Source organism: Kitasatospora sp. NPDC033851, assembly GCF_055576085.1.
The window spans coordinates 95,907-119,497 of the sequence record NZ_JBVIRL010000009.1 but is presented as its reverse complement, the minus strand read 5'-3'; the positions used below and the strand labels follow the sequence as shown (position 1 = coordinate 119,497).

Annotated in this window: 22 protein-coding genes and 1 pseudogene; 15 read left to right on the top strand and 8 right to left on the bottom strand. The window is 70.5% G+C overall.

Features of this window, described 5'->3' with window-relative positions; genetic code table 11:
- The first annotated feature begins 41 nt into the window (after positions 1–41).
- The 4 genes from ACZ51D_RS19395 to ACZ51D_RS19380 all read left to right on the top strand — a co-directional run bounded on the left by ACZ51D_RS19395 (position 42) and on the right by ACZ51D_RS19380 (position 3,307).
- On the top strand, positions 42–545 hold the full coding sequence (locus ACZ51D_RS19395) for an ArsI/CadI family heavy metal resistance metalloenzyme (RefSeq protein ID WP_465662996.1): 504 nt from the start codon (positions 42–44) through the stop codon (positions 543–545).
- A gap of 272 nt (positions 546–817) precedes the next feature.
- Positions 818–1,840 (top strand): hypothetical protein, encoded by a 1,023-nt coding sequence (locus ACZ51D_RS19390; protein ID WP_465662994.1) that lies wholly within the window; start codon positions 818–820, stop codon positions 1,838–1,840.
- 248 nt (positions 1,841–2,088) lie between these two features.
- Entirely contained in the window at positions 2,089–2,481 is a 393-nt protein-coding gene (locus tag ACZ51D_RS19385) for a nuclear transport factor 2 family protein (RefSeq protein ID WP_465624134.1), read from the top strand.
- A gap of 361 nt (positions 2,482–2,842) precedes the next feature.
- Complete coding sequence (locus ACZ51D_RS19380; protein ID WP_465624132.1) at positions 2,843–3,307, top strand: S24/S26 family peptidase; 465 nt, start codon at positions 2,843–2,845, stop codon at positions 3,305–3,307.
- A gap of 129 nt (positions 3,308–3,436) precedes the next feature.
- On the opposite strand, the gene ACZ51D_RS19375 is transcribed toward ACZ51D_RS19380, so the two are convergent.
- A complete protein-coding gene (locus ACZ51D_RS19375) occupies positions 3,437–3,937 on the bottom strand; it encodes a GNAT family N-acetyltransferase (protein WP_465624130.1) in 501 nt (166 codons plus the stop codon).
- 60 nt (positions 3,938–3,997) lie between these two features.
- Positions 3,998–4,750 (bottom strand): transposase, encoded by a 753-nt coding sequence (locus ACZ51D_RS19370; protein WP_465662992.1) that lies wholly within the window; start codon positions 4,748–4,750, stop codon positions 3,998–4,000.
- A 484-nt stretch (positions 4,751–5,234) separates the two neighbouring features.
- On the opposite strand from ACZ51D_RS19370, the gene ACZ51D_RS19365 reads away from it, so the two are divergent.
- The 3 genes from ACZ51D_RS19365 to ACZ51D_RS19355 all read left to right on the top strand — a co-directional run bounded on the left by ACZ51D_RS19365 (position 5,235) and on the right by ACZ51D_RS19355 (position 9,649).
- Positions 5,235–5,471, top strand: a complete 237-nt coding sequence (locus ACZ51D_RS19365; protein ID WP_465662990.1) for a hypothetical protein — start codon at positions 5,235–5,237, stop codon at positions 5,469–5,471.
- A gap of 42 nt (positions 5,472–5,513) precedes the next feature.
- Positions 5,514–6,179 (top strand): hypothetical protein, encoded by a 666-nt coding sequence (locus tag ACZ51D_RS19360; protein ID WP_465662988.1) that lies wholly within the window; start codon positions 5,514–5,516, stop codon positions 6,177–6,179.
- A 320-nt stretch (positions 6,180–6,499) separates the two neighbouring features.
- Positions 6,500–9,649, top strand: a complete 3,150-nt coding sequence (locus ACZ51D_RS19355; protein WP_465662986.1) for an ATP-binding protein — start codon at positions 6,500–6,502, stop codon at positions 9,647–9,649.
- Between the two features lie 182 nt (positions 9,650–9,831).
- On the opposite strand, the gene ACZ51D_RS19350 is transcribed toward ACZ51D_RS19355, so the two are convergent.
- Positions 9,832–10,503, bottom strand: coding sequence for a class I SAM-dependent methyltransferase (locus tag ACZ51D_RS19350; protein ID WP_465624123.1), 672 nt, complete (start codon positions 10,501–10,503; stop codon positions 9,832–9,834).
- Positions 10,500–11,087, bottom strand: coding sequence for a hypothetical protein (locus ACZ51D_RS19345; protein ID WP_465624121.1), 588 nt, complete (start codon positions 11,085–11,087; stop codon positions 10,500–10,502). The genes ACZ51D_RS19350 and ACZ51D_RS19345 overlap by 4 nt, the downstream gene beginning before the upstream one ends.
- A 186-nt stretch (positions 11,088–11,273) precedes the next feature.
- Here ACZ51D_RS19345 and ACZ51D_RS19340 point away from each other — a divergent pair, with 186 nt between their 5' ends.
- Positions 11,274–12,719 carry a sensor histidine kinase gene (locus tag ACZ51D_RS19340; RefSeq protein ID WP_465662984.1) on the top strand — a complete coding sequence of 482 codons (1,446 nt, stop codon included), beginning with the start codon at positions 11,274–11,276 and terminating at the stop codon, positions 12,717–12,719.
- Positions 12,716–13,402 (top strand): response regulator, encoded by a 687-nt coding sequence (locus ACZ51D_RS19335; protein WP_465624117.1) that lies wholly within the window; start codon positions 12,716–12,718, stop codon positions 13,400–13,402. Before ACZ51D_RS19340 ends, ACZ51D_RS19335 begins: the two co-directional genes overlap by 4 nt.
- 266 nt (positions 13,403–13,668) lie before the next feature.
- Here ACZ51D_RS19335 and ACZ51D_RS19330 read toward each other — a convergent pair whose 3' ends face one another.
- Positions 13,669–14,448 (bottom strand): class I SAM-dependent methyltransferase, encoded by a 780-nt coding sequence (locus ACZ51D_RS19330; RefSeq protein WP_465662982.1) that lies wholly within the window; start codon positions 14,446–14,448, stop codon positions 13,669–13,671.
- 1,021 nt (positions 14,449–15,469) lie between these two features.
- On the opposite strand from ACZ51D_RS19330, the gene ACZ51D_RS19325 reads away from it, so the two are divergent.
- The 5 genes and pseudogenes from ACZ51D_RS19325 (at position 15,470) to ACZ51D_RS19305 (ending at position 19,377) form a co-directional block, all read left to right on the top strand.
- A complete protein-coding gene (locus tag ACZ51D_RS19325) occupies positions 15,470–15,907 on the top strand; it encodes a hypothetical protein (RefSeq protein WP_360503803.1) in 438 nt (145 codons plus the stop codon).
- A pseudogene (locus ACZ51D_RS19320) lies at positions 15,897–16,121 on the top strand (IS630 family transposase); the annotation flags it as partial. The gene ACZ51D_RS19325 and the pseudogene ACZ51D_RS19320, both read left to right, overlap by 11 nt.
- 273 nt (positions 16,122–16,394) lie before the next feature.
- Positions 16,395–17,219, top strand: coding sequence for a polysaccharide deacetylase family protein (locus tag ACZ51D_RS19315; protein ID WP_465662980.1), 825 nt, complete (start codon positions 16,395–16,397; stop codon positions 17,217–17,219).
- Between the two features lie 101 nt (positions 17,220–17,320).
- Positions 17,321–18,049: a hypothetical protein gene (locus ACZ51D_RS19310; protein ID WP_465662978.1), complete on the top strand. Its 729-nt coding sequence runs from the start codon at positions 17,321–17,323 to the stop codon at positions 18,047–18,049.
- Positions 18,046–19,377, top strand: a complete 1,332-nt coding sequence (locus ACZ51D_RS19305; protein WP_465662976.1) for a nucleotidyl transferase AbiEii/AbiGii toxin family protein — start codon at positions 18,046–18,048, stop codon at positions 19,375–19,377. The genes ACZ51D_RS19310 and ACZ51D_RS19305 overlap by 4 nt, the downstream gene beginning before the upstream one ends.
- A 354-nt stretch (positions 19,378–19,731) precedes the next feature.
- On the opposite strand, the gene ACZ51D_RS19300 is transcribed toward ACZ51D_RS19305, so the two are convergent.
- Complete coding sequence (locus ACZ51D_RS19300) at positions 19,732–20,436, bottom strand: DUF4232 domain-containing protein (RefSeq protein WP_465662974.1); 705 nt, start codon at positions 20,434–20,436, stop codon at positions 19,732–19,734.
- Between the two features lie 221 nt (positions 20,437–20,657).
- Complete coding sequence (locus tag ACZ51D_RS19295) at positions 20,658–21,821, bottom strand: serine hydrolase domain-containing protein (protein ID WP_465662972.1); 1,164 nt, start codon at positions 21,819–21,821, stop codon at positions 20,658–20,660.
- Here ACZ51D_RS19295 and ACZ51D_RS19290 point away from each other — a divergent pair.
- On the top strand, positions 21,732–22,469 hold the full coding sequence (locus ACZ51D_RS19290; protein WP_465624106.1) for a GbsR/MarR family transcriptional regulator: 738 nt from the start codon (positions 21,732–21,734) through the stop codon (positions 22,467–22,469). The genes ACZ51D_RS19295 and ACZ51D_RS19290 overlap by 90 nt on opposite strands.
- A 148-nt stretch (positions 22,470–22,617) precedes the next feature.
- On the opposite strand, the gene ACZ51D_RS19285 is transcribed toward ACZ51D_RS19290, so the two are convergent.
- Positions 22,618–23,571: an NADP-dependent oxidoreductase gene (locus ACZ51D_RS19285; RefSeq protein ID WP_465662970.1), complete on the bottom strand. Its 954-nt coding sequence runs from the start codon at positions 23,569–23,571 to the stop codon at positions 22,618–22,620.
- Positions 23,572–23,591: the final 20 nt, after the last annotated feature.

Below are 23,591 nucleotides of genomic sequence, written 5' to 3'. Positions count from 1 at the left end.
ATAACCGTCGAATCAAGGACCCGGATCGGGGAGAACCGCCCATGTCCCGCGTTCAGCTCGCCCTGCGCGTCGCCGACCTCGAAGGCTCCATCGCCTTCTACTCCAAACTGTTCGGCACCGAGCCGGCCAAGCGCCGCCCCGGCTACGCCAACTTCGCCATCACCGAGCCCCCGCTCAAGCTCGTCCTCATCGAGGGCGAGGCCGGCGAGGACACCCGCCTGGACCACCTCGGCATCGAGGTCGAGAACACCGAGCAGGTCACCGCCGCCACCGCCCGACTGCAGGACGCCGGCCTGGCCACCTTCGAGGAGAACGACACGTCCTGCTGCTACGCCCTCCAGGACAAGACCTGGGTGCACGGCCCCGGCAAGGAGCCCTGGGAGGTCTACGTCGTTAAAGCCGACGCCGGCACCCTCGGCAAGAGCGCCACCACCGGCGGCCACGCCTGCTGCACCAGCAGCGGGCAGGATGCCGAGCCGGCCGCCGCCGCGGTGGCCGCCGCCGAGTCGGCCACTGCCGCGGCAGCATGCGCCTGCGGCAGCTGAGCAGGCGTCAGATCGCCGGCGGGAATCCCGCGAACCCGTTGGTCCCTGGCCCCATACGGTCACCAGAGACCGGCGGATTCGTGCTGTCAGCCCTCCCGGACTCCGTGAACGGATCGCCGAGCTTCAGGCGCTCATGCTGGAACAGCAGCCGCCTGCATCCGTCCGCCATCTCCGCCCTCTTCAGGGGGCCACTCCGTCGTAGCGAAGGCTCCTGAGGAGGCTGTCAGTGCCCTGTGCTTGGATACGGCACCGGCGTCGGAAAAGGGGAAGACATGACGCGTACGACACCGCCGCGGCCGCTGGATGTCGAGATGGCGTTTCCGGAGCTGGCCAGCCTGGCAAAGACGGCCACCCGTCTGCACCCAAGCCCGGGTGCACCAACCGTCCATGACAGTTCGGTGGGCGGGCCGCTGCTGTGGCCGGCGGACGAGCCCTGGCCGGAGTACGGGTCGGAGTACCCGCCCTACCGGCCGATGACGACGCTTGCGGATGTTCGCGCGCTGCGGGCCCTGCTCACCCAGGCATGGTCCCGACCTCGGGGGCCCCGGGAGAACCTCCTGGCTGCGCAGGAGAAGGAAGCGGTGGACCGGATCCATGCCAAGCATGCCCCGGAGATGCTGCCTCCGGGGCCGCTGCCGCTGATTCCGCTCGTGCAGCTCTACGCCCGGGACGTGCCCGGATTGCCGTTCCCGGAGGGGACTGACCTGCTGCAGGTGTTGTGGGAGCCGTCCGCGGAGATTGAAGGGTGCTCCGAAGCCGTGCAGCTGAGGTGGCGGCTGGCTTCGGGGGTCCGGGAAGTCCTGACCAGTCCTCCTGAGCCCGCCTATGTCGAGTGCAGTGACCACGTGCCGGAGCCATGCCGACTCCACCCGGAGCCGGTGCGTGAGTTCCCTCCCCATCAGAACCTTGACGAGAAACTCGCGGAGCGCTTGGACCACTGGTGCGCGCAGCAGTCGGTGAGTTACCGAAGCGACCTGTCCGTCGCTCCCGGATGGAAGGCAGGTGGGTGGCCGGCGAACTTCACCTTCCGCGATCCGGCGGACTCCGACGAACTGCCGTGCGGCGAGTGCGGCGGGCCGGTGGAGGCGCTGCTCACCATCGACGGCACCGAGTGGGACGGAGCCACTGGCAGCTGGCGTCCGATCGAGACGGGCGAGGACGCGGAGAAGCCGGCTGGGCATCCGTACCGGACCCTGCGGGAACCAACGATGGTGACCATCGGACGCGGCTACACCCTGCAGTTCTACAACTGCGTCAGCACGCCGTCCCACCTACCGCGCACGATCATGCAGTAGCGCAGACCCAGCTAAGGCTGTCCCGTAGGCCGTGCTTCGGCTGACGGTGACAGGGCACAGGTCGACAAATTGGTGGCAGGCTGACCGTCGGTACGAGACGATCACGACGTGCATGGCCCTGCTCTTGCCGGACGCGCCTGGATGCGTTGCGCGGTGGTGGTGCCGTGCTGACATCGGATCGATGCTCGGTCTGGCGCTTTCCGCGCCGGCCGGAGAGGACGCGTGTGTCGCTCGCTCTTGAAGATCGCTTGGCCATCACCGAACTGGTCTCGTTGCACGGCCACCTCGTTGACGACGGAAGCCTTGACCGGTTGGAGGAGTTGTTCACCACCGATGTGGTCTACGACCTCACCGACTTCGGCCAGGAGCCACTGTCCGGGGTGGCAGCTATCCGAGAAGCGGCATGGGCACTGGGAGCGGCCAACCCTGTCGCACATCACGTCACCAACGTCGTCGTCACGGCGTCGGCGGATGGCCGGGTGCAGGTCCGTTCCAAAGGGCTTGGCATCAAAGCGGACGGCTCCTGCGGTTCCGTCTCCTACGACGACACCGTCGTGCGCACCGCTGACGGCTGGCGGATCAGCCATCGCAAGGTGTCGCCACGCCGAACTCCCTTGGGCGGGATGATAAAGCTGGGCTGACCAGGTACATCCCGCCTGGTCCCAACCGGTGAGGACGAGATTGTGCAGGCGGCCGATGCCGAGCATGGCGTGGTGGACACGTGGTGAACTACTCGGCTGGCTCGCCACCAAGGCCGGCGATTGTCACCGTCGCTTCGACGGCAGCGTCGACCTGGGATGGATCCGATTCCATGAATCACGCCAGGCCGAGCCGCTGGTGGTACGTGACGGTGTAGTCATCTGGCGACCGTAGCCTGCTGCGATCCGCTGCCACAGCGACGAGCTGAGGGCCGGTCTTCCTGATGGGCTACTCCAACCCCGGTCACGGACGCGGGGCAGGAAATCGGTGGGGCGGCCCAGCGGGATCTGCCACGATCGCCGGATGGGAGCATTGGATGCGGTGTCGGCCGGGGTCGCCGGAGGGGCCACCGTTGAGTTCCGGCCCAGCGGTTCGTCGATGGTCCCACTGATACGCAGTCGGCAGTCGGTGGTCGTCGCCCCGGTCGACCCGTCAAGGCTCGAGCCCGGGGACATCGTCCTCGCCCGTGTCGCCGGAACCGTGTACCTGCATCTGGTGTCGTCCATCGATCCGGCCAGGAAACGAGTGCAGATCAGCAACAACCGGGGCCGCATCAACGGCTGGACCCATCACGACCGCGTCTTCGGTATCTGCGTCGCCGTCGACGGGGTCCCCCGGGCCGGTGCCGCGGACAAGACCCTGGCCGCCGACCCTGACAACCGGCCCGGAACAGTAAGGGGAACAGCAAAGGGAACAGGCATCGGCCGCCCTGCCGAGATCCGACGCTGCAGCAGTAGCCAAGCGCCGAACAAGACACGTGACTGCTGACCCCCGGAGTTCCGGGTTTGCAGAACACGAGGCGGGCCGGCCGCGAGGTCGACGCAGGGCATCCCTGGCCCAACCTCGCTCCAGCCGGCGCCAGGGTGGACGGCTACTGCTAGGCCCGTACTTCGCGGGTCACCGTTTCAGGTCTGTGGCCAGTGGCTTGACGCCTCCGGTTGCCGGGCCGGTCGGAACTGCCGAAGGGGCCGGCGCGGTGATCAACATCAGCTTCTCCGGTTCGGACACGGCCGAGAAGCCGACACGTGCGTAGACCTCGTGCGCGTCCGCGGTGGAGAGCATCAACCGCTTCAGCCGGTAGGGAGCCAGCGCCGCGACGACCGACTCCGCCAGCCAGGTGCCGATGCCCCGGCCGCGTGACTCGCGGGCGACGTAGACGTCGCAGAGCCAGCCGAAGGTGGCGTAGTCCGTGACGATTCGGGCGAATGCGACTTGCTCGGCGGTGTCCGGGGTGTAGACACCGAAGACGAGTGAGTGCTCGATCGATCGCGCCACGGTCTCTCGGCTGCGGCCCAGGGCCCAGAAGGCGTCAGTGGAAAGCCAGTGGTGCACGCGGTCGAGATCGATGCGCGCGGGGTCGGTATCAAGGGTGAGGCCGTCTGCCCTGGTCGTGATCACGGCATCTGATCGTACGGGGCCGGCCCCGAGTGCTGGACCTGCACTGCAGGGGTCACGGTTTCAGGTCTGTGGCCAGCGGGTTTGGGTGACGTCGACGCCGAGGAGTTCGAGGAGGTGAAGTTGGACGCAGCGGGCGATCTGCACTGGCGGCCGGTCGGCGATGCTGCCGACGCGCAGGGTGAGTTCGCCGAGGTGGTAGAGGATCATGCGGCCGGTGGGTCGGACGCTGCGGTTGTCGGGATACAGGCCGACCATGGGCCGTTCCGGGCCGAGCGAGCGTCCGGCCTGGCGTTCGATCAGGCAGAAGACGAGCAGGGCCAGGCAGATCACCTGGATCAGAGCGGCGACGCGGCGGTTGTGCTGGACGAACACCGCGGCGACCGCGAGCGGGCCCTTGAAGTCCGCATGGCGGCGCTCCACCGAGCCTTGGCCCTTGTACCGGATCAGGACCTGCCCGGGGTCGGCCTGCTCGGCGGTCAAGGGGGTGATCAGTGCGTACCAACCATCCGCCACCAGGATCCGGCGCAGCCTCAGCACGGGGTCGCTCTTGCGAGGGTTGTTGAGGGTGTGGACGTCTTCGAGCACCCGGTAGACGTCTCGCTCGGCGGGCTGCTTGCCCGCATCCCGCTGTGGCACCCAGTCCACGGCCTGCGCCTGCTGGAGGTCGAGGGCGGCGTAGACCTCGTCCTTGACCTGGGCGGCCGGGACCGGCGCGATGAACGGCACCTCGGCCTTCAGGAAGGCGGACACGTTCGGGTAGGACACCAGCTTGGAGTCCGCGACCATCAGGAACCGCGGGGACCGGGAAGTCATCGACACACCCACTCAATGCCCACGCCGGGGACACCACCACGAGCCACGATCCATCCGAATCAACGACCTGCGAAGCACGGGACTAGGACCAGGCCGGCAAGGTCGCCGGGCCGGTCAAGCCGCATCGGCGAGGGGACGTCCGCCCCAACGGATGCCCTTCTCGCTGCGGGAGCGCGCGGCGCCGTGGGTGGGAGTGCGACGCGGATTTTCCGCAGAAAATCGAGTCTCTTCCGTGGCCGCTGCCAACGGCCACGGCACGCCTCGTTCATCGACACCCACAACGCCGAGGCACAGACCGTCATTTACCGCGATGTCCACCGAGTCCCTCGGCTTCAGGAAGAGGTGGAACACGAGGACAACGCCGAGGCGTGGCAGGAGTTGGGCTTCCGGCTGTCTCCTCGCGAGCGACCTCGTCTTCCTCGCGAGCTTCGCCGCGTTCCCTCGGCCGGCGCCCAGCGAGGAACTCGCCGGCACGGGGCGGTGGATGTACGAGACCGCTGTCCGCGACGAGCAGGAGCGACTCGCCGACGGGATCTCCCATCTCTTCGGCAAGGCCGAATGCCCGTGCTGCGCCGCCGTGTTCACCGTCGCGGACGAGTACGCCTCCGCCGACCGCCCTGGGAACCACCAAGGCGCATTGATCGGGCCGGCCCGCGAACTCAGTCTGCGGGGGCCGGACGGTGAACCCTTCGAACCTCTCCCCGGCCCAGGTCAGCCGTGACCGGCGGCCGGACTGTCAGAGGCGTGTTGTTGAGTGTGCGGCATGACCGTCCACGAACTCGTCGCTTCCCTGCCCGCGCCCAGCGAACTTCGGGCCCGCTGCCGTGCGCTGGCGCTGCTGGACTCGATCGTCTCCGCTCCCTTCGCCCCGAGCCACACCTTCGTGACCGACTGGCGTCCGGGCGTCGAGCTGGCCTTCATGGAGAACGGCTCCGGTGACCAGTACGCGGTCGTCGTCGACCCGGCCGGCGTGTTTCTCTACGGGTTCGACCACGAGAGCGACGCCACCCCGTGGCGGGAGGAGGACCGCGCGCACTGGCCCGGCCTGCTCGACGGTCTGCCCGCCTCGCTCGCGCACTACGCGCAGGTGCCCGAGTTCCAATTCCTCGACTTCTTCGACGCGACCGTGTGCGCCTGGTACGAGACCGGTTCCACCTCGTGGCAGTGCGGACCGGTCGAATTCGCCGACGGCGAGACGGACGGCGCCGACTGGCTGTTCGAACTCCTCACCGAAGCCGACGGCGCGCGAGCGTTCGCCGGCTTCGCCGAGGACGACCACCAGCGCTCCGTCGACGGGGAAGCGGTGGCGGCCGTGCTGAAGGGCGCCCCGCTCGACCGCCGTGCGGTTGCCGCGCTGTCGGCCACCGCGAACTTCGACACCGTCGCCACGCAGGCCCGTGTGCTGGGCTACCAGGTGCAGAGCAGCTGAGGCCGCGACAACCGCGCCGGCCGCCACTTCGGTCGAGCCAAAGTGATCGACACATCCACCTCGACACATCCCCATCAACACATCGACCTCGACGCGGTCCGCCGCGACGCGATCCGAACGTGCCGGTGGCATCCGGGGAGTCGCTCCGGGAGACGATCCTGAGAGCCCACAGCGCCGACGGGACGACACCGTGCAGGGCCGGTGGCCGTCGTCGCTCAGTGCCCGTACTAGTGTCATGGTCGTGCCGCGGCCGCGGTCCCCACCCGACCGGGCGGCACAGCCGGGACCGGCGCGGACGTGACTTCTGGGGGCTGAAGCGGATGACGATGACGTTCGGCGTGCTGGGCCCTCTGACGGTCGCCGTGGACTCCGAGCCCCAGCCGCTGCCGAGGGCCACCGTCCTGCGCGGGTTGCTGGGGGCCCTGCTGCTCGCGGAGGGGGAGTGGCTGCCGGTCGGGCGGCTGCTGGAACTCGTGTGGGCGGAGCAGGCGGACCGGATCGGCCGGGGCTCGGTGCACACCGGGATGTCGCGGCTGCGCACCTGGCTCGGGCGGTTCGGGGACGAGGCGGTGGCGCTGGAGTCCGACGCGCAGGGGTACCGGCTGGTGACCGGGCCGGACGCGGTCGACCTCGGACGGTTCCGCGGGCTTGCCGCCGACGGGGACCCGGCCGCGGCGATCGATCTGCGGCGCGGCCCGGTGCTGGCCGGGCTGGAGCGCGTGAACAGGGACGACCCGCTGGTGACGTCCGTGGAGGGCGCGGTGCGCGCCACGGTCCTGGCCCTGGCCCGGGCCGCCTTGGCCGCCGGAACGTCCGGAGCCGCCGGAACGTCCGGAGCAGCGGGAGCCTCCGGAGCCGCCGGAGCGGCCCGGGCCGCCGTTCCCCCCGTGACGGCGCTCGCCGAGGAGTATCCGTACGACGAGCCCGTGCACGCGGCCCTGCTGGAGCTCCTGGCGGCGGACGGTCGGGCGGCCGAGGCGCTGCGCCGCTTCCAGTCGCTGCGCCGACGCCTGTCCGAGGAACTCGGGATCGAGCCGGGCGAGCAGGTTCAGAACGTCTTCCTGGCGCTGCTGGCCCACGACCGCGACGGCGCCCGTACCGACCCCGAGCGGTCCCGCGTGGTGCCCTCCCAACTACCGCGAGACGTAACCGACTTCACCGGCCGCGACGATCAGGTGCGGCTCGTCCTGGACGCCCTGGCGGCCGGCCGGGTGCCGGTGATCGCCGGCATGGGCGGCATCGGCAAGACGGCGCTGGCCGTCCGCGCCGCCCACCGCGCCGCCGCCGACTACCCGGACGGCCGGCTGTACGCGGACCTGCGCGGGGTGGACGAGTCGCCCGCCGACCCCGCCCGCGTCCTGGCCGCCTTCCTGCGCGCCCTCGGCGCCGACCCCCGCGAGATCCCGGCCTCCCTCGACGAGCGCTCCGCGCTCTACCGCACCCTGCTCGCCGACCGGCGCACGCTCGTCCTCCTCGACAACGCCGCCGACGAGCAGCAGATCGGCCCGCTGCTCCCGGGCACACCGGCGCACCCTGCCGACCACCCTGCCGACCACCCTGCCGACAACGCTGCCGACCTCCCGGCCGGCCACCCTGCCCACCGTTCACTCAGGCATCCCGCTGCCCGCCCCGCCGTCCTCGTCACCAGCCGCACCCCGCTCACGGCGCTGCCCGGCACCCAGCTCATCGACCTCCACGAACTCGACGCCCCCCACGCGCAGACCCTGCTGCGCCGCATCCTCGGAGACCACCGCGTCGCCGCCGAACCGGTGGCCGCCGCCCAGATCGTCGAGCTGTGCGGCGGCATGCCGCTCGCGGTCCGCATCGCCGGGGCCCGCCTGGCCGCCCGGCCCCGCTGGACCCTGGCCCGGCTCGCCCACCTGCTGCGCGACGAACGGCGACGCCTCGACGAACTGGAGGCCGGAAACCTTGCCGTCCGGGCCGGTTTCGCCGTCGGCTACGCGCGGCTGTCGGAGCCGACCCGCCGCACGTTCCGGCTGCTCGGCCTGCTCGACGCCCCCGACTTCGCACCGTGGGCCGCGGCCGCGATGGCCGACATCCCGCTGCAGCAGGCCGAGCGGCAGCTGGAAGAGCTGATCGACGCCCAACTCCTGCAGGAGACCGGCACGGAACCGCACCCGCGCTACCGCTTCCACGACCTCGTCCGGCTGTACGCGCGCGAACACGCCGAGGCCGCGGACGAACCCGCCGCACGCACCGCCGCGCTCCGACGGGCCTTCGGCGCCTGGCTCTGGCTCGCCGAGCAGGCCGCCGACCAGGTGCCCGGGCCGTGCTTCGCCCCGATCCACGGCGACGCGCCCCGTCACCCGCTGCCGTCCGCCCTCGCGGCAGCACTGCTGGACGACCCGACGGCCTGGTTCGACGCCGAGCAGCCGGCCCTGAACGCGAGCGCCCGGCAGGCCGCCGCGCTGCGCATGGTGCCGCTGGCCTGGGACCTCGCCGCCTGCCAGGAGAAGTACTGCGACGTGCGCGGCCTGTACGACGATTGGCGCACCACGCACCTGGCCGCCCTCCAGGCCTGCCGGGCGGCCGGCGACACCCTGGGCACGGCCGTGCTCACCCGCGGCCTCATCGAGGTGACCACCTGGACCACCCCGGCCGACGGCACCCACACCACGGCCGACCTGCCGGACGGCGCCCAGACGATGGTCGCCCTGGAGGACCGCGCGCGGCACCTGCAGCGTCTCTTCGAGCAGGTACGGGAACCCGGCGGGACGGCCGACGCCCTGGTCCTGGCCGCCTGGAGCCTGGTGGCCCAAGGCCGCGAACAGGAAGCCCTGGACGCGGCCCGCCGTGCCCTGGACCTCGCCACCACCCACGACCACCCGGGCGTCCAGGCCCGGGCCCACCAGATCATCGCGATCGCCTACGGGGAGACCGACCTCGACCGCACGATCGACCACCTGACCGAGACACTCCGGCTCGCCCGCCTGATCGGCAACACCCGCTTCGAGGCGACCGCGATCCAGTTCCTGGGAGCCGCCCACGGCCGCGCCGGGCAGCCGGAACGAGCCGGCGAACTGCTCACCCGCTCGCTCGCCATGGCCCGCTCCCTCGACGACCGCTACGTCGAGGTGTTCTCCCTGCTCTACCTGGCCACCCTGTACGCGGCCACCGGCGATGCCCGCGCCCGCGAGACGGCCGAGGCCGGACTGGCCATCGCCAGGCGCTTCGACCTCGGACACCACCTCGCCCAGGCCCTCGGCATCCTCGGCGAACTGGACCTGGCGGCCGGAGAGCACGCCTCGGCCATCGCCCACCTGGAGGAGTCCGTCCTGGTGTGGCGCGCCCGGGGCTGGCGCTCCTTCCTCGCCGGCGCGCTCCGCGCCCTCGGCCGTGCCTACGACGCGGCCGGTCTGCCCGACTCGGCCGCACGCGTGCTCTCCGAGGCCTGCGCCCTGAGCGACACGCCTGTCACCGGCCCCGACGCCCCGACCCGCGAGAACTGACGGCCGCCACCCGGGCTCGACCGGCGGGGACGCCCTTACGACCTCGGGAGAAATTCCGACGGGCCCTGAAACTCCTCGACCAGCACGTCAACCACGCCATCGCCCTGGCCAGACTCCCACGAACAGCCTGACCAGGAACGGAAAACGTGCCTCAAGAACAAAAAACGCAGCGACCAGGTGTTCTAGCCTCTGGTGGCCGTGCGTCCGCACGGGCGGAATCGGGCCATATACGCCAAGCTGGGCCCACGACGCGCAGTGAAGTGCAGGCCGTTTTGGTCGGCCATCCGGTGTAGGCGGCCGAACGAAATCCAGTGCCGGTCGAAGAACTCGCCCACCACCAATCGCCCGCTGGGCCTCAGTACGCGTGTCGCCGCGCTCAGCACTCGCTCCGGTTCAGGGATCTCGCCAAGAGCTGTAACCACGTAGACCGCGTCAAAGCTGTGGTCCTCGAAGGGCAGTTCACGAGCGTCCGCGCGGTGTGGGTGGATCGTGGAGATTTCACCCCGCCCTGCCTGTGTCATTACGTGGTCCAGCATTTCCTGTTGGATGTCCACGATGTCCAGGCGTCCGTTCGGGCCCAACTGTGGTGCGACGTGCAACGCTTGCAGGCCGGTGCCAGGGCCCAGTTCCAGGATGCGTTCTCCTGCTCGCGGCTGGAGCATCGAGTCCAAATCTGTCTTGGTCAGGAATGGAAGCTGAATGTCGAGTAGTCGACGTTGTGCGTATGGGTAGGGTGCCTGATCGGTGAACCACAAGGCTCCCGCCGTCAAAGCAGCGACACCGGCCGCCGCCGCGATCTTGGTGTGGCGTGTCGGGTAGGTACGGTTCGGCATCCGACTGATATTGGCGTTCATAGTGATTCCTGTTCAGTGGTTTCGGACTGTGGGAATGGGTGGCGGATCAGTCGCAAGGCCAAGACGGTGCACACGATGGCGATTGGAATTTCCGCGCATACTGCCATCACGACCGCGATAGCCAGCGCGCCCCCGGATGTCGCCGCGGTAACGTCGAACCAGGCGTCTGTCAGGAAAAGCGCAGCGGCCGCTGTGGCGGTCAGCGTGGAGCGGTTATCCGCCCGCTTCAGGAATCGACCGGTGGTGAATAAGGCCAGTGCCTCGCAACTGTCCAGACCCACCCAGTCCAGGGCCCAGTGACTATCCATCGCCTTCTTCGGCAAAGACATCGACAGATAGAGAACCCACGGGATCATCATCAGGCCCGCGGTGGCGAAGGCCCTGCCGAGACGTCGCGGGCTTCGGGTACCGGGTCTGTCCGGCACCGCCGACCAGCGCACGTGGTCAGCGCTTCTGAGCGCTTCGATCGTGTTGGTGGTCCGACATTCCGGGCCCTGCTTCATGCCCGGGGAGAACCCGCCAATATGGCGGCGCACGATGCCGGACACGCCGGAAGCGGTCAGCACCTCGCTGGTCCAGAGCACAGTGATGCCAGGCTACTTACGGCCAGGACGTGAGGTGCGGGGCGCTCGAGCGACGGGTTCGTTGCGGTGGCATCCGCTGGCGCCCAGACCTGCTTGACCGGGTCGCAGAGCCTGGTTTGGGGGCGTCCATCGGCGAAAGGGGCGCCGGAATCGGGCGCGCCCGGGCCCAGGATCATCCGCATCGTCGTGGACAAGGTCACACCGGCCAGCGCGGGCGGGCCGCCGTCGCACTTCTTCGTCGTGTCGCGAAGATCGATCATCGGTGCGTTCGTCATGGTCACGAACCTACGAACAGAGCGTGATCCGTCGCGTCGGCTGGTGGATGTCACCGTTCCCCAGGCCGTCGGCTCGGGGGTGTACCCCGCGTACATCCCCGGGGCGACGCGCGGAGCCGAAGCCGCTGAATACGATCTCCGTATGGAAGAGCTTCTCCAGCGTCTCCCGACATCGAAGCGCGTGACCTGGCTGAGGTCACAGGCCGTGGTGTTGGCCACCGCCTGCTTTTACGCGCTGATGCTCCGCTTTACGATGCCGGTCCCTGAGGCTAGGCACTTCGACGGCCTGTTCTGGTTTCCCGGCCTCGGGCCTTTCCAGACGATCGGTCTGTGCGTCGTGCTCGCCCTTCCGGTTCTGCTGGTGCACCGTCTGCCGGCGGCAGTCTTCGCGGCGATCCTGGGCGAAGCAGCCCTCAGCGACATCTTCGGCGCGCGGCCTTTGACCGTGTTCGTCCTGCTCGTCGCCTTGGGCGGGTACCTCGCCGTCCGGCGGCCGAAGGCTGCCGCAGTCGGCTCCGTCGCGGCCGTCGCGACCGCGTTCGTCAACTTCACCCACGTCAACCCCGAGGGCTCCGTCGGCGACGCGGCCGGGTGGGCCGGGCATTACGCGTTGTGGCTCGCGGTCGCGTGGGTTATCGGGGGGGTGTATCGCAAACGCCGTGAATACCTCGGAGCCTTGCACGAGCAGAGGGCGGCCCGCGCCGTCATGGCCGAGCGGCTGCGGATCGCCCGCGAACTGCACGACAGCGTCGCGCACAGCATCGGGATCATCACGGTGCTGTCGGGAGCGGCGGCGCGGGTCGTGGACACCAAGCCCGAGCAGACGCGGCAGGCGCTGACCGGCATCGAGTCCACCAGCCGCCAGACGCTGCTCGAGCTGCAGCGCATGCTCGGGGCGCTGCGCCGCGCCGAGCCGGACGACGCCATGCCGGGGGCCGCTCCGCTGGCGCCGGCCGGCAGCCTGGCCGACGTCCCGCGGCTCGCCGAACGCACGGCCGACGCCGGGGTGCGGGTCCACGTGGCCTGGCGGGGCGAGCGGCGTCCGCTGCCGCCGGAGATCGAACTGTCGGCGTTCCGGATCATCCAGGAGTCGGTGACGAACGTGCTGCGGCATTCCGGTGCGCGGACGTGCCGGGTCTCGGTCGGATACGAGCCGGAAGGAGTGACGATCGAGGTGGTGGACGACGGAGACGACGGTCCCGGCGGGCCCGGCCGTCCCAGGCCCTCGACGGCGGCCGGCGGGAGCGGCTTCGGCCTGCTCGGCATGCGCGAGCGAGTGACGTTGCTGTCCGGCCAGTTCAGCGCCGGCCGGCGTCCGGAGGGCGGATTCCGGGTAACGGCTAGGCTCCCGGCATGAGCGTGCGAGTACTGCTGGTCGATGACCAGCCGCTGATGCTGGTCGGGCTCGGGATCCTGATCGGCGGCACCGCCGACCTGGAGGTGGTCGGCGAGGCCGGCGACGGCCGCGAGGCGGTGCGCCTGGTACGTGAGCTGCGGCCGGACGTCGTGGTGATGGACATCCGGATGCCGGGCATGGACGGGATCGAGGCGACCAGGCAGGCGACCGCCGAGCCGGACCCGCCCAAGGTGCTGGTGCTGACGACCTTCGACGACGACGAGTACGTCTACGGCGCGCTGCGCGCCGGCGCCAGCGGATTCCTGCTCAAGAGCATGGCCCTGGACGCGATCCTGGACGCGATCCGCGTGGTGGCGGCCGGCGACGCGTTGATCGCGCCGAGCGTCACCCGACGGCTGATCGCCGACTTCGCCGGAACCTCCGCCACCCCCGCGGCCCCCGCACCGGCCACCGAGCCCGCCGCGGACTCACGTCTCATCGCGGGGATCACCGACCGGGAGCGCGAGGTGCTGGCACTGGTCGGACAGGGACTGTCGAACGGTGAGATAGCCGAGCGGTTGGTGATCAGCGCGGCGACGGCGAAGACCCATGTCGCGCGTCTGTTCGCCAAGCTCGAGGCCCGGGACCGCGTCCACCTGGCGATCATCGCCTACGAGAACGGACTCACGCCGGGTAGACGGTAGGGCAGGGTGAGAAGAACGATCGCCGACCCCGAGTTCGCCGCGTTCGCCAGATGCGCGCGCTCACCCACCTGGCCGCGGCGGGATTCGGGGCGAGGTTGTTCAGGAAGTCACGGACCCTCAACGAACCGACCTGAGAAACGCGCCGCGCGGTTCGTGGCGAAGCCCCGGGCTACGAGTAGGGGACGGAGCCGGCGGATCGCGCCATAGACGCCGGAGCGGTCCACGTCGAAGAACTCGGCCAGGACCGAGAGCGCTGTGAGCAGGAATCAGGCCGGAACGGACCGGATCACAACCAACGAACCTTCGTAAAAAGGTTGCTGCCGCAGAGTGCCGAACCGGGCGTCCCAAGCTCCGCTGTCCAGGTCACCCCGCAAATCCGCGGCGAACCGTTCGCGCGCCCGCTCGTCGACGAAGCTCCACGCCGAGCACGCCTGCCGGGCACCGGGGTCGAGCAGCATCTCGGGGCGCGCGTAGTACGCCTCGTTGAAGCCGTCGGTGCAGTCGACGGGTATCGGCACCAGGGTCACCGTCGTATGTCCACCGAGGGCCTCGGTCAAATCCGCGATCGCCGGATAGCGGCGCGCCTCGGTGTCCAACACCTCCGGCGCGTACTCGTACAGCCAGAAGTCCCGCACGAGATCGGGGTCGCAGGTCAGCACGACCGCAGGGCCCCGCGCCACTCGGCGCATCTCGCGCATCCCGGCCTTGTAGTCGCTCCACTGGTGCACGCTGAAGGTGGTCATCGCAGCGTCGAACGAATCGTCGCCGAACGGCAGGTGCTCGGCGACGCCATCGACGGCGGGCGACAGGTGCGCGGGCCGCTGGGCGCGCATCGTCGCCGACGGCTCGACTGCCGTCACCTCCAGCGTTGGGGACTCGTATGACCCTGCCCCGGCCCCGACGTTGACCACCGTGCGCGCCCCACCCAAGGCGGCGGTGATCACCTGCTCGATCCTTGCGTCCGGCTGCCGGTAGGTGGCGTAGCCGCCGCCTATCCTGCCGTAGTCCGCATCCCCTGAGGTGCCGTCCGCCCCGCGTTCGCTCATGATCCAAACCTAGCCACGCTGTCAACACGTCTATCCCGGTTACCGCGCCCAGGGGCGCCGACCTGGAAACAGCGTGCGCAGGTTCTCCACTGATCAACCACCAGGTCAATGCCAGCACACCCGAACTCAATTCCTCCCGCGGTCGTTACCGAAGCCTCACCGCCCGCAGGCAATCGGTAAGCCATCGGTAAGACGCCCCGCCCTAGGCTCGACCCCCACGGCACAGGACAGGTGCACACCGGGCCCAAACCCGGTCGACGCGCCCGTCCCGCACCCGCCCCATGGGCTACCGGCCGGGTCCGCGCAGGGGACGGACCCGGCCGGAGGCACGTCCACCGGGCTCCCGGCCGGAAGCAACGTCCACCAGCTCCCGGCCCGGCGAGCTCCGCACCCTCGATCAGCTGCCGCCGACCCCCGTTCGCCCCGGACCGGATCACGACCCGACCGGGCGTCGCATGTTGCCCGGCATCCTCCGCAGTCCGCCCACGGCGGGGGAGGAGTTGGGACGGCAGGGACGGCATGCACGGAGGTGGGCGTGTACGTCGGAGGATGCATGTCCTCGCCCGGTCCCGACGATCCTCTCCCCGTCAAGGCCCGCCAGGATGCCCAGGACTGGGCCCAAAACATGACCGCGTCCATGGCACAGACCGCCGGAGCCAATCTCGACGTGGCCGATCTTCAGCAACTGTGTCGGCAAACACGAGACGGGTCTCGTGGACCCATCCACGGGAGAATGTCATACGGGGGTAACCGACCGGCCCGCACACGACGCGGCTGCGGAACCCAGGGCAGGCGTCGGCGGCCGCGTCGTCCATGGGGGCTTCCCTTCCGCCGGGGCGGGCTGATGATCCGTCTGGGACAGCCGATCGGTACCAGGCCCTGTACGGCGTCCTCTGAATCCAGTTCATGGGGCGCAGCACATAGATCGGTACACAAGGAGCACTCGAGGTGTCCTCCTTGTCTCTGGCATGTTTGCTGTGGTTATTTGTGTTCAGGCCTCTGAGGTGCAAGGGTGTCCGCCATGAAGATCACGATCACGGTGGAGAATCCGACCCCCGAGGCGCTCGAGAAGCTGCTCGCCCTCGCTGCCATGCCGGCCGCCGTCGTGACTGCGGTGCCCGACGACCGTTGGACCCCGGAGCGGGCCCGGTCGTACTACGACCGCCTGCCGCCCCGTGCGCAGCAGATCCTGCTCCAGGTCGTCGAAGGCGAAGGCGAGTGCGCCGCCGGCGAGTTGAAAGCGAACGGCCGAAGTCTTCGGGGATCCACCGGCGCGTTCCGCCGGGTGCTCTCGGAGGGCAGGAGGACCGGACTCTGGCCGGAGGGCTTGCCCGTGCCGCTGGTTTCCCACATCGTCGGCGGACAGCTCAAGAAGCTCGAGATGCCGGGGCGTGGCACAGAGCAGTACGTCCTCCCGGCTTTCGAGGAGGGCCTGGGTGACCTGCGGAGTGGTGACTGACCGGGAGGGCCACCGGTTACAGAGGATCGTGCGGCGGGGCAGTACCGGCTCGGTTCGCTATCGGCGGGCGATGCTGCGGTTGGCCTCCGCCGGCGGGAACCGGGTCCCGATGATTGCCCAGCTTGTGCCGGCGGACGAGGAGACGTGCGGAATGTCATTCATCGGGTTCGATGAGATCGGCCTGGCCTGCCCGCCACTTCGAGCTCCTGGCCGGGCTTCGGCGGCTCCGTGTCACTCCTGAGGGGTAGCCGCGGGAGCTGATCGCACCACCAGCCTGTACTTGTCCGGTGCCGTGACCGGACCTACGCCGTTGAGGCGATTCTCCGCAGGGACCGGAGAAGCCCTGGTGTGTGGTGCAAAGACGCTGAGATCGAAACATCAAGTTGTCACTGTCCTGCTACGGGCGCCGGGCCGGGGAACCCGCTCCGATCCGGCTGACGTCATCGACCTCAGAAGCGGGCAGGTGCGTTGGGGGGAGTGGTCGTTGATGGATTTCAAGGCGCGCATGGGGAAGCTGGGCAACCGGTCGCGGGCGGCCGTCGCCGTCGCGGTTGTCGTTGTGGCGGCGAGCGCCTGGGTTGTTCCGACGGTCACCGGGTCGGTCCCCGCCCCCAACCGGAGCGTCACGCACGGCCATGACGGCCAGGACGGCGGCGCCCCGAGCAGCGGCGGCGGTGCACAGCAGGGATCCGGGGCCGTACCGGAGGGCATAGCCCACGCGTCCGAGGCCGGTGGCAACGCCGTCAACATCACCATCGATGACGGTCCCGACCCCGCTTGGACCCCGAAGGTCCTCGACGTGCTCAAGCGGTACGGGGTGAGGGCGACCTTCTGCATGATCGGACCGCAGGCCAAGGCCCACCCCGAGCTGGTCAAGCAGGTCGTCGCGGGCGGTCACCGGCTCTGCGACCACACCGTGGATCATGACACCTCCATGGACAAGAAGCCCGTCGCGTACCAGGAGAAGGAGATCCTGGACGCGAAGAAGATGATCGAGCAGGCCGCGGGCGGCAGCGCCCAAGTGCTGTACTACCGGGCTCCCGGCGGCTCGTTCACCCCCGACAGCCGGCGCATCGCTGCGGCGAACGGCATGCGTCCGCTCGGTTGGAACGTCGACTCGAAGGACTTCGAGAAGCCCGGTACGGCCGCCATCGTCGACACGGTCAGGAAGGAGATCGGCAACGGCCCGACCATCCTGTTCCACGACGGCGGCGGCGACCGCCAGCAGACCGTCGAGGCCCTCGACCAGGTGCTCGGCTGGCTGAAGGCCCAGGGCCGCCCCACAGGATTCCCGGTCCAGAGCACCCCGTGACACCTCGCCGCCAGGGCGACGCAGGGAGGCGATGACCCGGAGCGGCCTCTGCAGACCAGGGTGTGCGATCCGATGTCAGAGGGGCTTGGCAGGATGCTCCCATGCTCGCCATCTGCCCTGACCAGCGCCGTGACGACCGGCCCGTCCTGCCCGCTCCTCCCGACGTCCGGGGTGACTTCGAGGTGCACTTGACCGTGCGGCCTGGTGCCGCTGAGGCGCTGGCCGCGTGGGCCGACGGTCATGGCCTGAAGTTCACCCACATTCTGCTGGCGCGTGGCGCGGTGCCCTCGCAGCCGATGCTGACCTTGTGCGCCGGCGGCTCGCTGGACGAGGTCGCCTCGGTCGTCTTCCGGACCACGGACCGGTTGGTCCGGGCCGGGTTCACCGTCCTGCGGGCGAAGATCGAGGCCACGCCGTGGGCGGAGGGCGTTCCGGCCTCGGACGAGGACGCCGTGCCGCACGGAGCCCACCGGTACTTCGAGCACCACGTCAAACTGCTGCTTCCGAGGCCGGTTTCCGCAGCCGCCGACCCGGCCCGCCTCGCCGAGCTCGTCGCGTTGCACGGTGCGCACCTGTCGCGCAATCCGCGCCGGGTGCGCGAGGACGGCCGGTGCGAGTGGTTCGTGACCCAGCGGTGCCGCCTGGTCGGCCTGGGCACCGCGGGCCGTCGGCTGGAGGCGCTGCTGGGGGAGCTTGCCGCCGACGGTCGCGAGGTGGTGTCGGTGGAACGCGAGTTCGTCGTCGTGGACAGTGACGAGACCCTGGACGCGGGGTGGATAACCGAGCACGGGCACAGTGCCGGGCCGTACGGAGAGGGAGACCCGAGATGACCGAGGACCAGTCCCAGTCCCAACAGCAGCCCCAGCCGCAGTCGCCGCTGGCGTGGGAGGACCTGAAGTACGGCCCGTGGCAGGGCGTCGTGTTGCCCAGGCAGCCGCCGGCGGAGGACGTCCGCGAGGACCGGGACCTGCCCAGGAGCATCCGGCCGATCGACGACGAGGCGGTGAACCAGCAGCCGGTCTTCGATCCCGCGCTCGCCGGGTACAGCCGGGCCCTTCGGCCCAGCGAGCCCGCCTTCGCCGACCCGCAGCTCGCCGAACGCTGGCTCGCGGCGCGGCGCGAGGCGCTGAACACGGCGTTGTCCGCCGTCGCCGGGTCACCGTGGGCCGAGCACCTGGTGCTGCGCGGCAGCGTCCTGCTGAGGGCCTGGTACGGCGAGGAGGCGCGGGAGCCCGGCGACCTGGACTTCGTGGTCAGCCCGGTGGAGTGGGAACTGGAGGACGAGCGCACGGACCGCATGCTCGATGAGCTCGCCGCCGGTGCCGAACGGCTCTCGGGTACGGTCCGGCTGCACGCCGACCAGGCGGTCAGCGACGAGATCTGGACGTACAGCAGGGTTCCCGGGCGCAGGCTCGTCCTGCCGTGGACGGCACCGGGCGTCCCGGGCGGGACCGTCCAGCTGGACTTCGTCTTCACCGAGCACCTGCCCGTCCCGCCGCAGCCCTACCGGCTGCCGGGCGTCGCCGGCCCGCTGCTCGGAGCCACGCCGCAGCTCTCGCTGGCGTGGAAGGTCCTGTGGCTGGTCTCGGACAACCACCCGCAGGGCAAGGACCTGTACGACGCGATCCTGCTCTCGCGCACCGCCGAGGTGCCGTACGACCTGTTGCGCCAGGTCTTCACCCAGTCCGACGAGAACTGGTCACGCCGGCCGGTCCTCCCGCAGCAGATCAGCGGGCTCGAGGTGGACTGGGACGAATTCGCCAAGGACTACCCGCGGTTCGCCGAGCCCGTCGAGGAGTACCCGGCGCAACTGCTCGCCGGGCTCCACGCCACCTTCGCCGACCTCGGCGAGTACGCGCTGCGCGCCCGGTGGCTGGCCCCGCTGACCGAGGAACTGCGGGAGGTGTTGGCGCGCGAGGGAATGGACGAGGTCCAGCAGCGGATGCGCCAGCACTACCTGCCGGTGGACAACTCCCTCGTGGTCACCAGCGAACTGCTCGGCGGTGACCTCGACGGAGCCGGCCGCACCATCACCGACCATCTCGCCGCCCACCTCGGCGGCGCATCGGAGCGGACGACCCGCAAGCTGGCGGAGGCCGCCGCCCGCTATGCCTCGGATGTCGAAGGCGACCGCCCTGCCGGCGGTGCGGCCGGCTGACACCGCGCTCGGCATCCGATGGCCGAGGCTGCCGGATGGCCGACGCGCCTGATGGCCGAGGCCGCCGGATGGCCGACGCGCCGAGTTGCTCGGCCTCGCACCGGGCCCGTCCCACCCGGGGATCGTCCGGGTGGGACTGCTCTCGGCCCGCGCCCACGAACACTCCGGAGCTGCCCCGGTGACGAGCAACACCGCACGGCACGATCACCTGCCTGGGCGGCATCCTGGTCTGCCACCTCTGACCGGGGACCGGTCCGCTCCACCGGTTGCGAGACCGCCCGCGCCGACGGTGGCTTGCCACCGGCGCGGCCGCGCCGAAGCGCGCCCGCCCGTCGGCTGTGGCAGGAGTGTTCGTCAGGACGGGCTGGCGGCCAGCAGCGCGGTGGTGGTCACCTTGTTGTCGCACTCGGCGAAGAGGCCGTCGTCCAGGGCTACTTGGTGTGCTCCGGCACCCGGCAGGCCCAGGACGAGGGTGGGGTAGGCGACCGGCGTCGCACCGGAGACGCAGTAGCCGTCGGCCTCGCCCTGGACCTGGACGAAGGTGAGCTTCACCCAGGCCTTTCCGCCCGGGGCCACTCGGACCGGGGCGGTCGGGCCGGTGTGCGTCACGGTGAGTGGGGCGTTGCGGTCCGGGGAGCCGTTGGCCGCCCCGGCGACCGTCGGAAAGCCCTGCAGCGTGCACGGGTGCGCGGAGGTGTTGGTGAACGCTACGATCGCCGCTCCCACGCCCGTGCCCTCGGGGCGCTGCTTCGCCTGGTGGGCGTCCGCCTTCAGATCGCCGACTGCGCAAGCCGGCGCCGCTGCACCGGCAGACGCCGCTCCACTGGACGACGCGCCTCCCGTGGCCGGTCCCGTGGCCGGCGCCGCCGACGGTGTGCTGCCCTTGGTGGGGGCCGGGGACGTGGGGCTCGGTACGGACGAGGCGGTGGCCGCCACCGACGGTGCCCCGGCGGTCGAAGGCTCGTCGCTCCCGGGCCCGCACGCCGTGATCAGCAGGGTGGCGGTGGCGGCTGAGACCACCGCGACCGCGGCTCTGCGGGCCTTCTGTCTGTCCCGCATGTCCTGTCCGTGCTGCATGTCCTGCATGGCGTCCCCCGAGGGATGGAGTGGTGCCGACCCAGCGCAGGCACCTGCCCGGTACACACCGCCGCCCCGGCGCCGGTTCCCCGAGCGGTCAGGTGTGACAGGACGGTGACGAGACCCGGAAGGCTCCCGGACAACGGCGGCGACCGGGCAGGTCGCGGCCCAGGTCGCGGCCCATGTCCGTTCAGGAGGGCGTCTCAGGAGGGTGTCCCGCCCTTGCAGAACTCGGCCTCCAGCTCGGCGGTGAACACGCCGATCGGCCACTTCAGGTCGCCGTAGGCCCAGTCGCCGTTCACTTCGGTGGAGAGCATGTGGCGGCCGTCGCGGGTGCCGAAGGTGTAGGACCAGGAGCCGTTGATCGCGCCGCCCATGCCCCAGACGTCACCGCAGGAGAGGGTGACCTGGCCGATGCCCAGGCCGTAGTGGGAGTCCGGGACCCACCCGTTGTTCGGGTCCTCCATGGTGAACATCTCGTTCATCTGGGCGGGCGGCAGTACCCGGCCCTGCATCAGGGCGCGGAAGAAGGTGTTGAGGTCGCCGAGGGTGGAGATCACGTCGCCCGATCCGTAGCCCCAGGAGGGGTTGAGGTCGGTGACGTCGTAGATGCCGTAGGTCGGGGTGTCGGGCTTGTCGGAGTCTGCCAGCCGGGAGTAGAAGCGGCTGTGCGGGCCGTGGATGCCGGTGTCGTCCCCGGTCGGCTCGTAGGTGCTCTTCAGGTGCAGCGGCTTGGTGATCCGCTCGGCCAGTTCCTGGGCCAGGCTGTGCCCGGTGGCCCGTTCCACGATCAGGCCGGCCAGCACGTAGTTGGTGTCGGAGTACGTCCAGCCGGTGCCGGGTGCGAAGAGCGGCTTGTCGGTGAGGGCGAGCTGGACCAGCTGGAGCGGCGTGAAGCTGTCGAACCGGTGCTGCAGGAAGGCCGTTCCGGAGAAGTCCTTGCTGACCTGATCCGACATGGCGAAGTTGGCGATCCCGCTGGTGTGGTTGAGCAGCTGACGGATGGTGATCTTCGCTCCGTCGTAGCCGTTGCCGTCCACCACCCCGGGCAACCACTGCTCGACGGTGTCGTCCACGCCGAGCCGGTGCTCGGCCTCCAGTTGGAGGACCAGGGAGGCGACGAAGGTCTTGGTGGTGCTGCCGATCCGGAATCGGTCCTGCGGGCCGAGCTTGCGACCGGTGGTCAGGTCGGCTGCGCCGGCCTGACCGAACCAGGTCGAGCCGCCGTCCTGGACCTCGGCCATCGCCCCCGGCACCCGCAAGGAGAGGAGCCGCCCGTGCCCGGCGCCAGGCTGACTCAGGAAGACCGCCGCACGATCGCCGCCGGGCTCGTCGCCGGGCTCGACTACGCCGAGATCGCCCGCCAACTCGCCCGCCCCACCTCCACGGTGGCCCGGGAGATCGCCCGCAACGGCGGTCCCTCCGGCTACCGCGCGGCCAGCGCCCACCGCGCCACCGTCCAGCGCTCCCGTCGCCGCCAGTCGAGCCCCGCCCGGCTCCCCGGCGACGCCGCGACGGCCGCCGACGTTCACGACTCCGCCGTGGACGGACGCGACGCCGCCGCCATCACCGAGTTCACCGGACAGTTCGCCGACCTGCTGGTGCACCTCGGCCTGCCGCCCATGGCGGCCCGCGTGCTCAGCTGTCTCTACGTCACCGACACCGGCCGCCTGAGCGCCGCCGAACTGGTGCAGCGGCTCGGCGTGAGCGCGGCCTCGGTCTCCAAGGCCGTTGCCTACCTGGAGAGCCAGGAACTGATCCGCCGCGAACGCGACGAGCACAGCCGCCGCGAACGCTACGTGATCGACGACGACGTCTGGTACCGCTCGATGCTCGCCAGCGCCCGACGCAACGCCACGCTGGCCCAGTTCACCCGTAACGGCGCCGGCCTGCTCGGCGCGGCCTCCCCCGCCGGGGCGCGGCTCACGACGGCGGCGGTCTTCCTGGAGCACATCGGCATCGACCTCGTCCGCTCGGTGGAGCAGCGGTTCGCCGAGGGCGAGTTGCTCCCGTAGCTCCTCGGCTCCTCCGCTCCTCCGCTCCTCGGCTCCTCCGCCGTGCCGGGCAAGGCCGCCGACTTCCTCCGCGCAACCGAGCCGGACGGCGCCGAGTCCGCCGAACCACCTCGGCCTGTCACAGGATCGCAGGATCAACCAGACCGCCTCACCCCGCGACCGACAGGACGATCTTCCCCGTGGTGCGCCCCTGCTCGCCCAGGCGGTGGGCCTCGGCGGCCTCCTCCAGCGGGAACACCGCGTCGGCGATCACCCGCAGGCGGCCGTCCTCGACCAGGCGGGTGAGCTCGCGCAGGCCCTGGTGGTCGGGCTCGACGAGCATGAACGCCGCCCGGACGTCGGCCGCCTCGGCCTCGGCGTGGGGGAAGGTCTCGTCCGGCGGGATGATCGAGACGAGGGTGCCGCCCGGGCGCAGGGTGCGCAGGGAGCGCGGCAGGTTGGCGCCGCCGATGGTGTCCAGCACGACGTCCATGTCGCGGACTGCCTCGACGAAGTCCTCGGTGCGGTAGTCGACGACCTCGTCCGCGCCGAGCTCGCGCAGCAGCCCGTGCTTGGCGGCGCTCGCGGTGCCGGTCACGTGGGCGCCGCGGGCCTTGGCGATCTGGACGGCCAGGTGGCCGACCCCGCCGGCCGCGGCGTGGACCAGCACGCGCTGTCCGGGCCGCACGTCGGCGGTGTCCACCAGGGCCTGCCAGGCGGTCAGCCCGGCCAGCGGAAGGGCGCCCGACTCGAGGTGGGTCAGGCTCCGGGGGCGGGGCGCGAAGTGGCGGGCAGGTGCGGTGACGTACTCGGCGTAGGCGCCGGCCGGGTACGGGAAGCGCGGCATCCCGTACACCTCGTCGCCGGGCCGGAAGACCGTCACGCCGGCGCCGACGGCCTCGACCACGCCGGAGACGTCGAACCCGAGGACGAACGGCGGTGTGGCGCCGGTGGCGAACTCGCCGCGGGCGCGGGTCTTCCAGTCGGCCGGATTGACCCCGGCCGCGTACACCCGGACCAGGACCTCGCCCCGTACGGGCTCCGGGCGCCGCGTCTCGACGACCTTGAGGACGTCGGGCGCCCCGGCGGTGTCCTGGGAGACGGCACGCATGGTGATGGGCATGAAGGTTCTCTTCTCCTGGA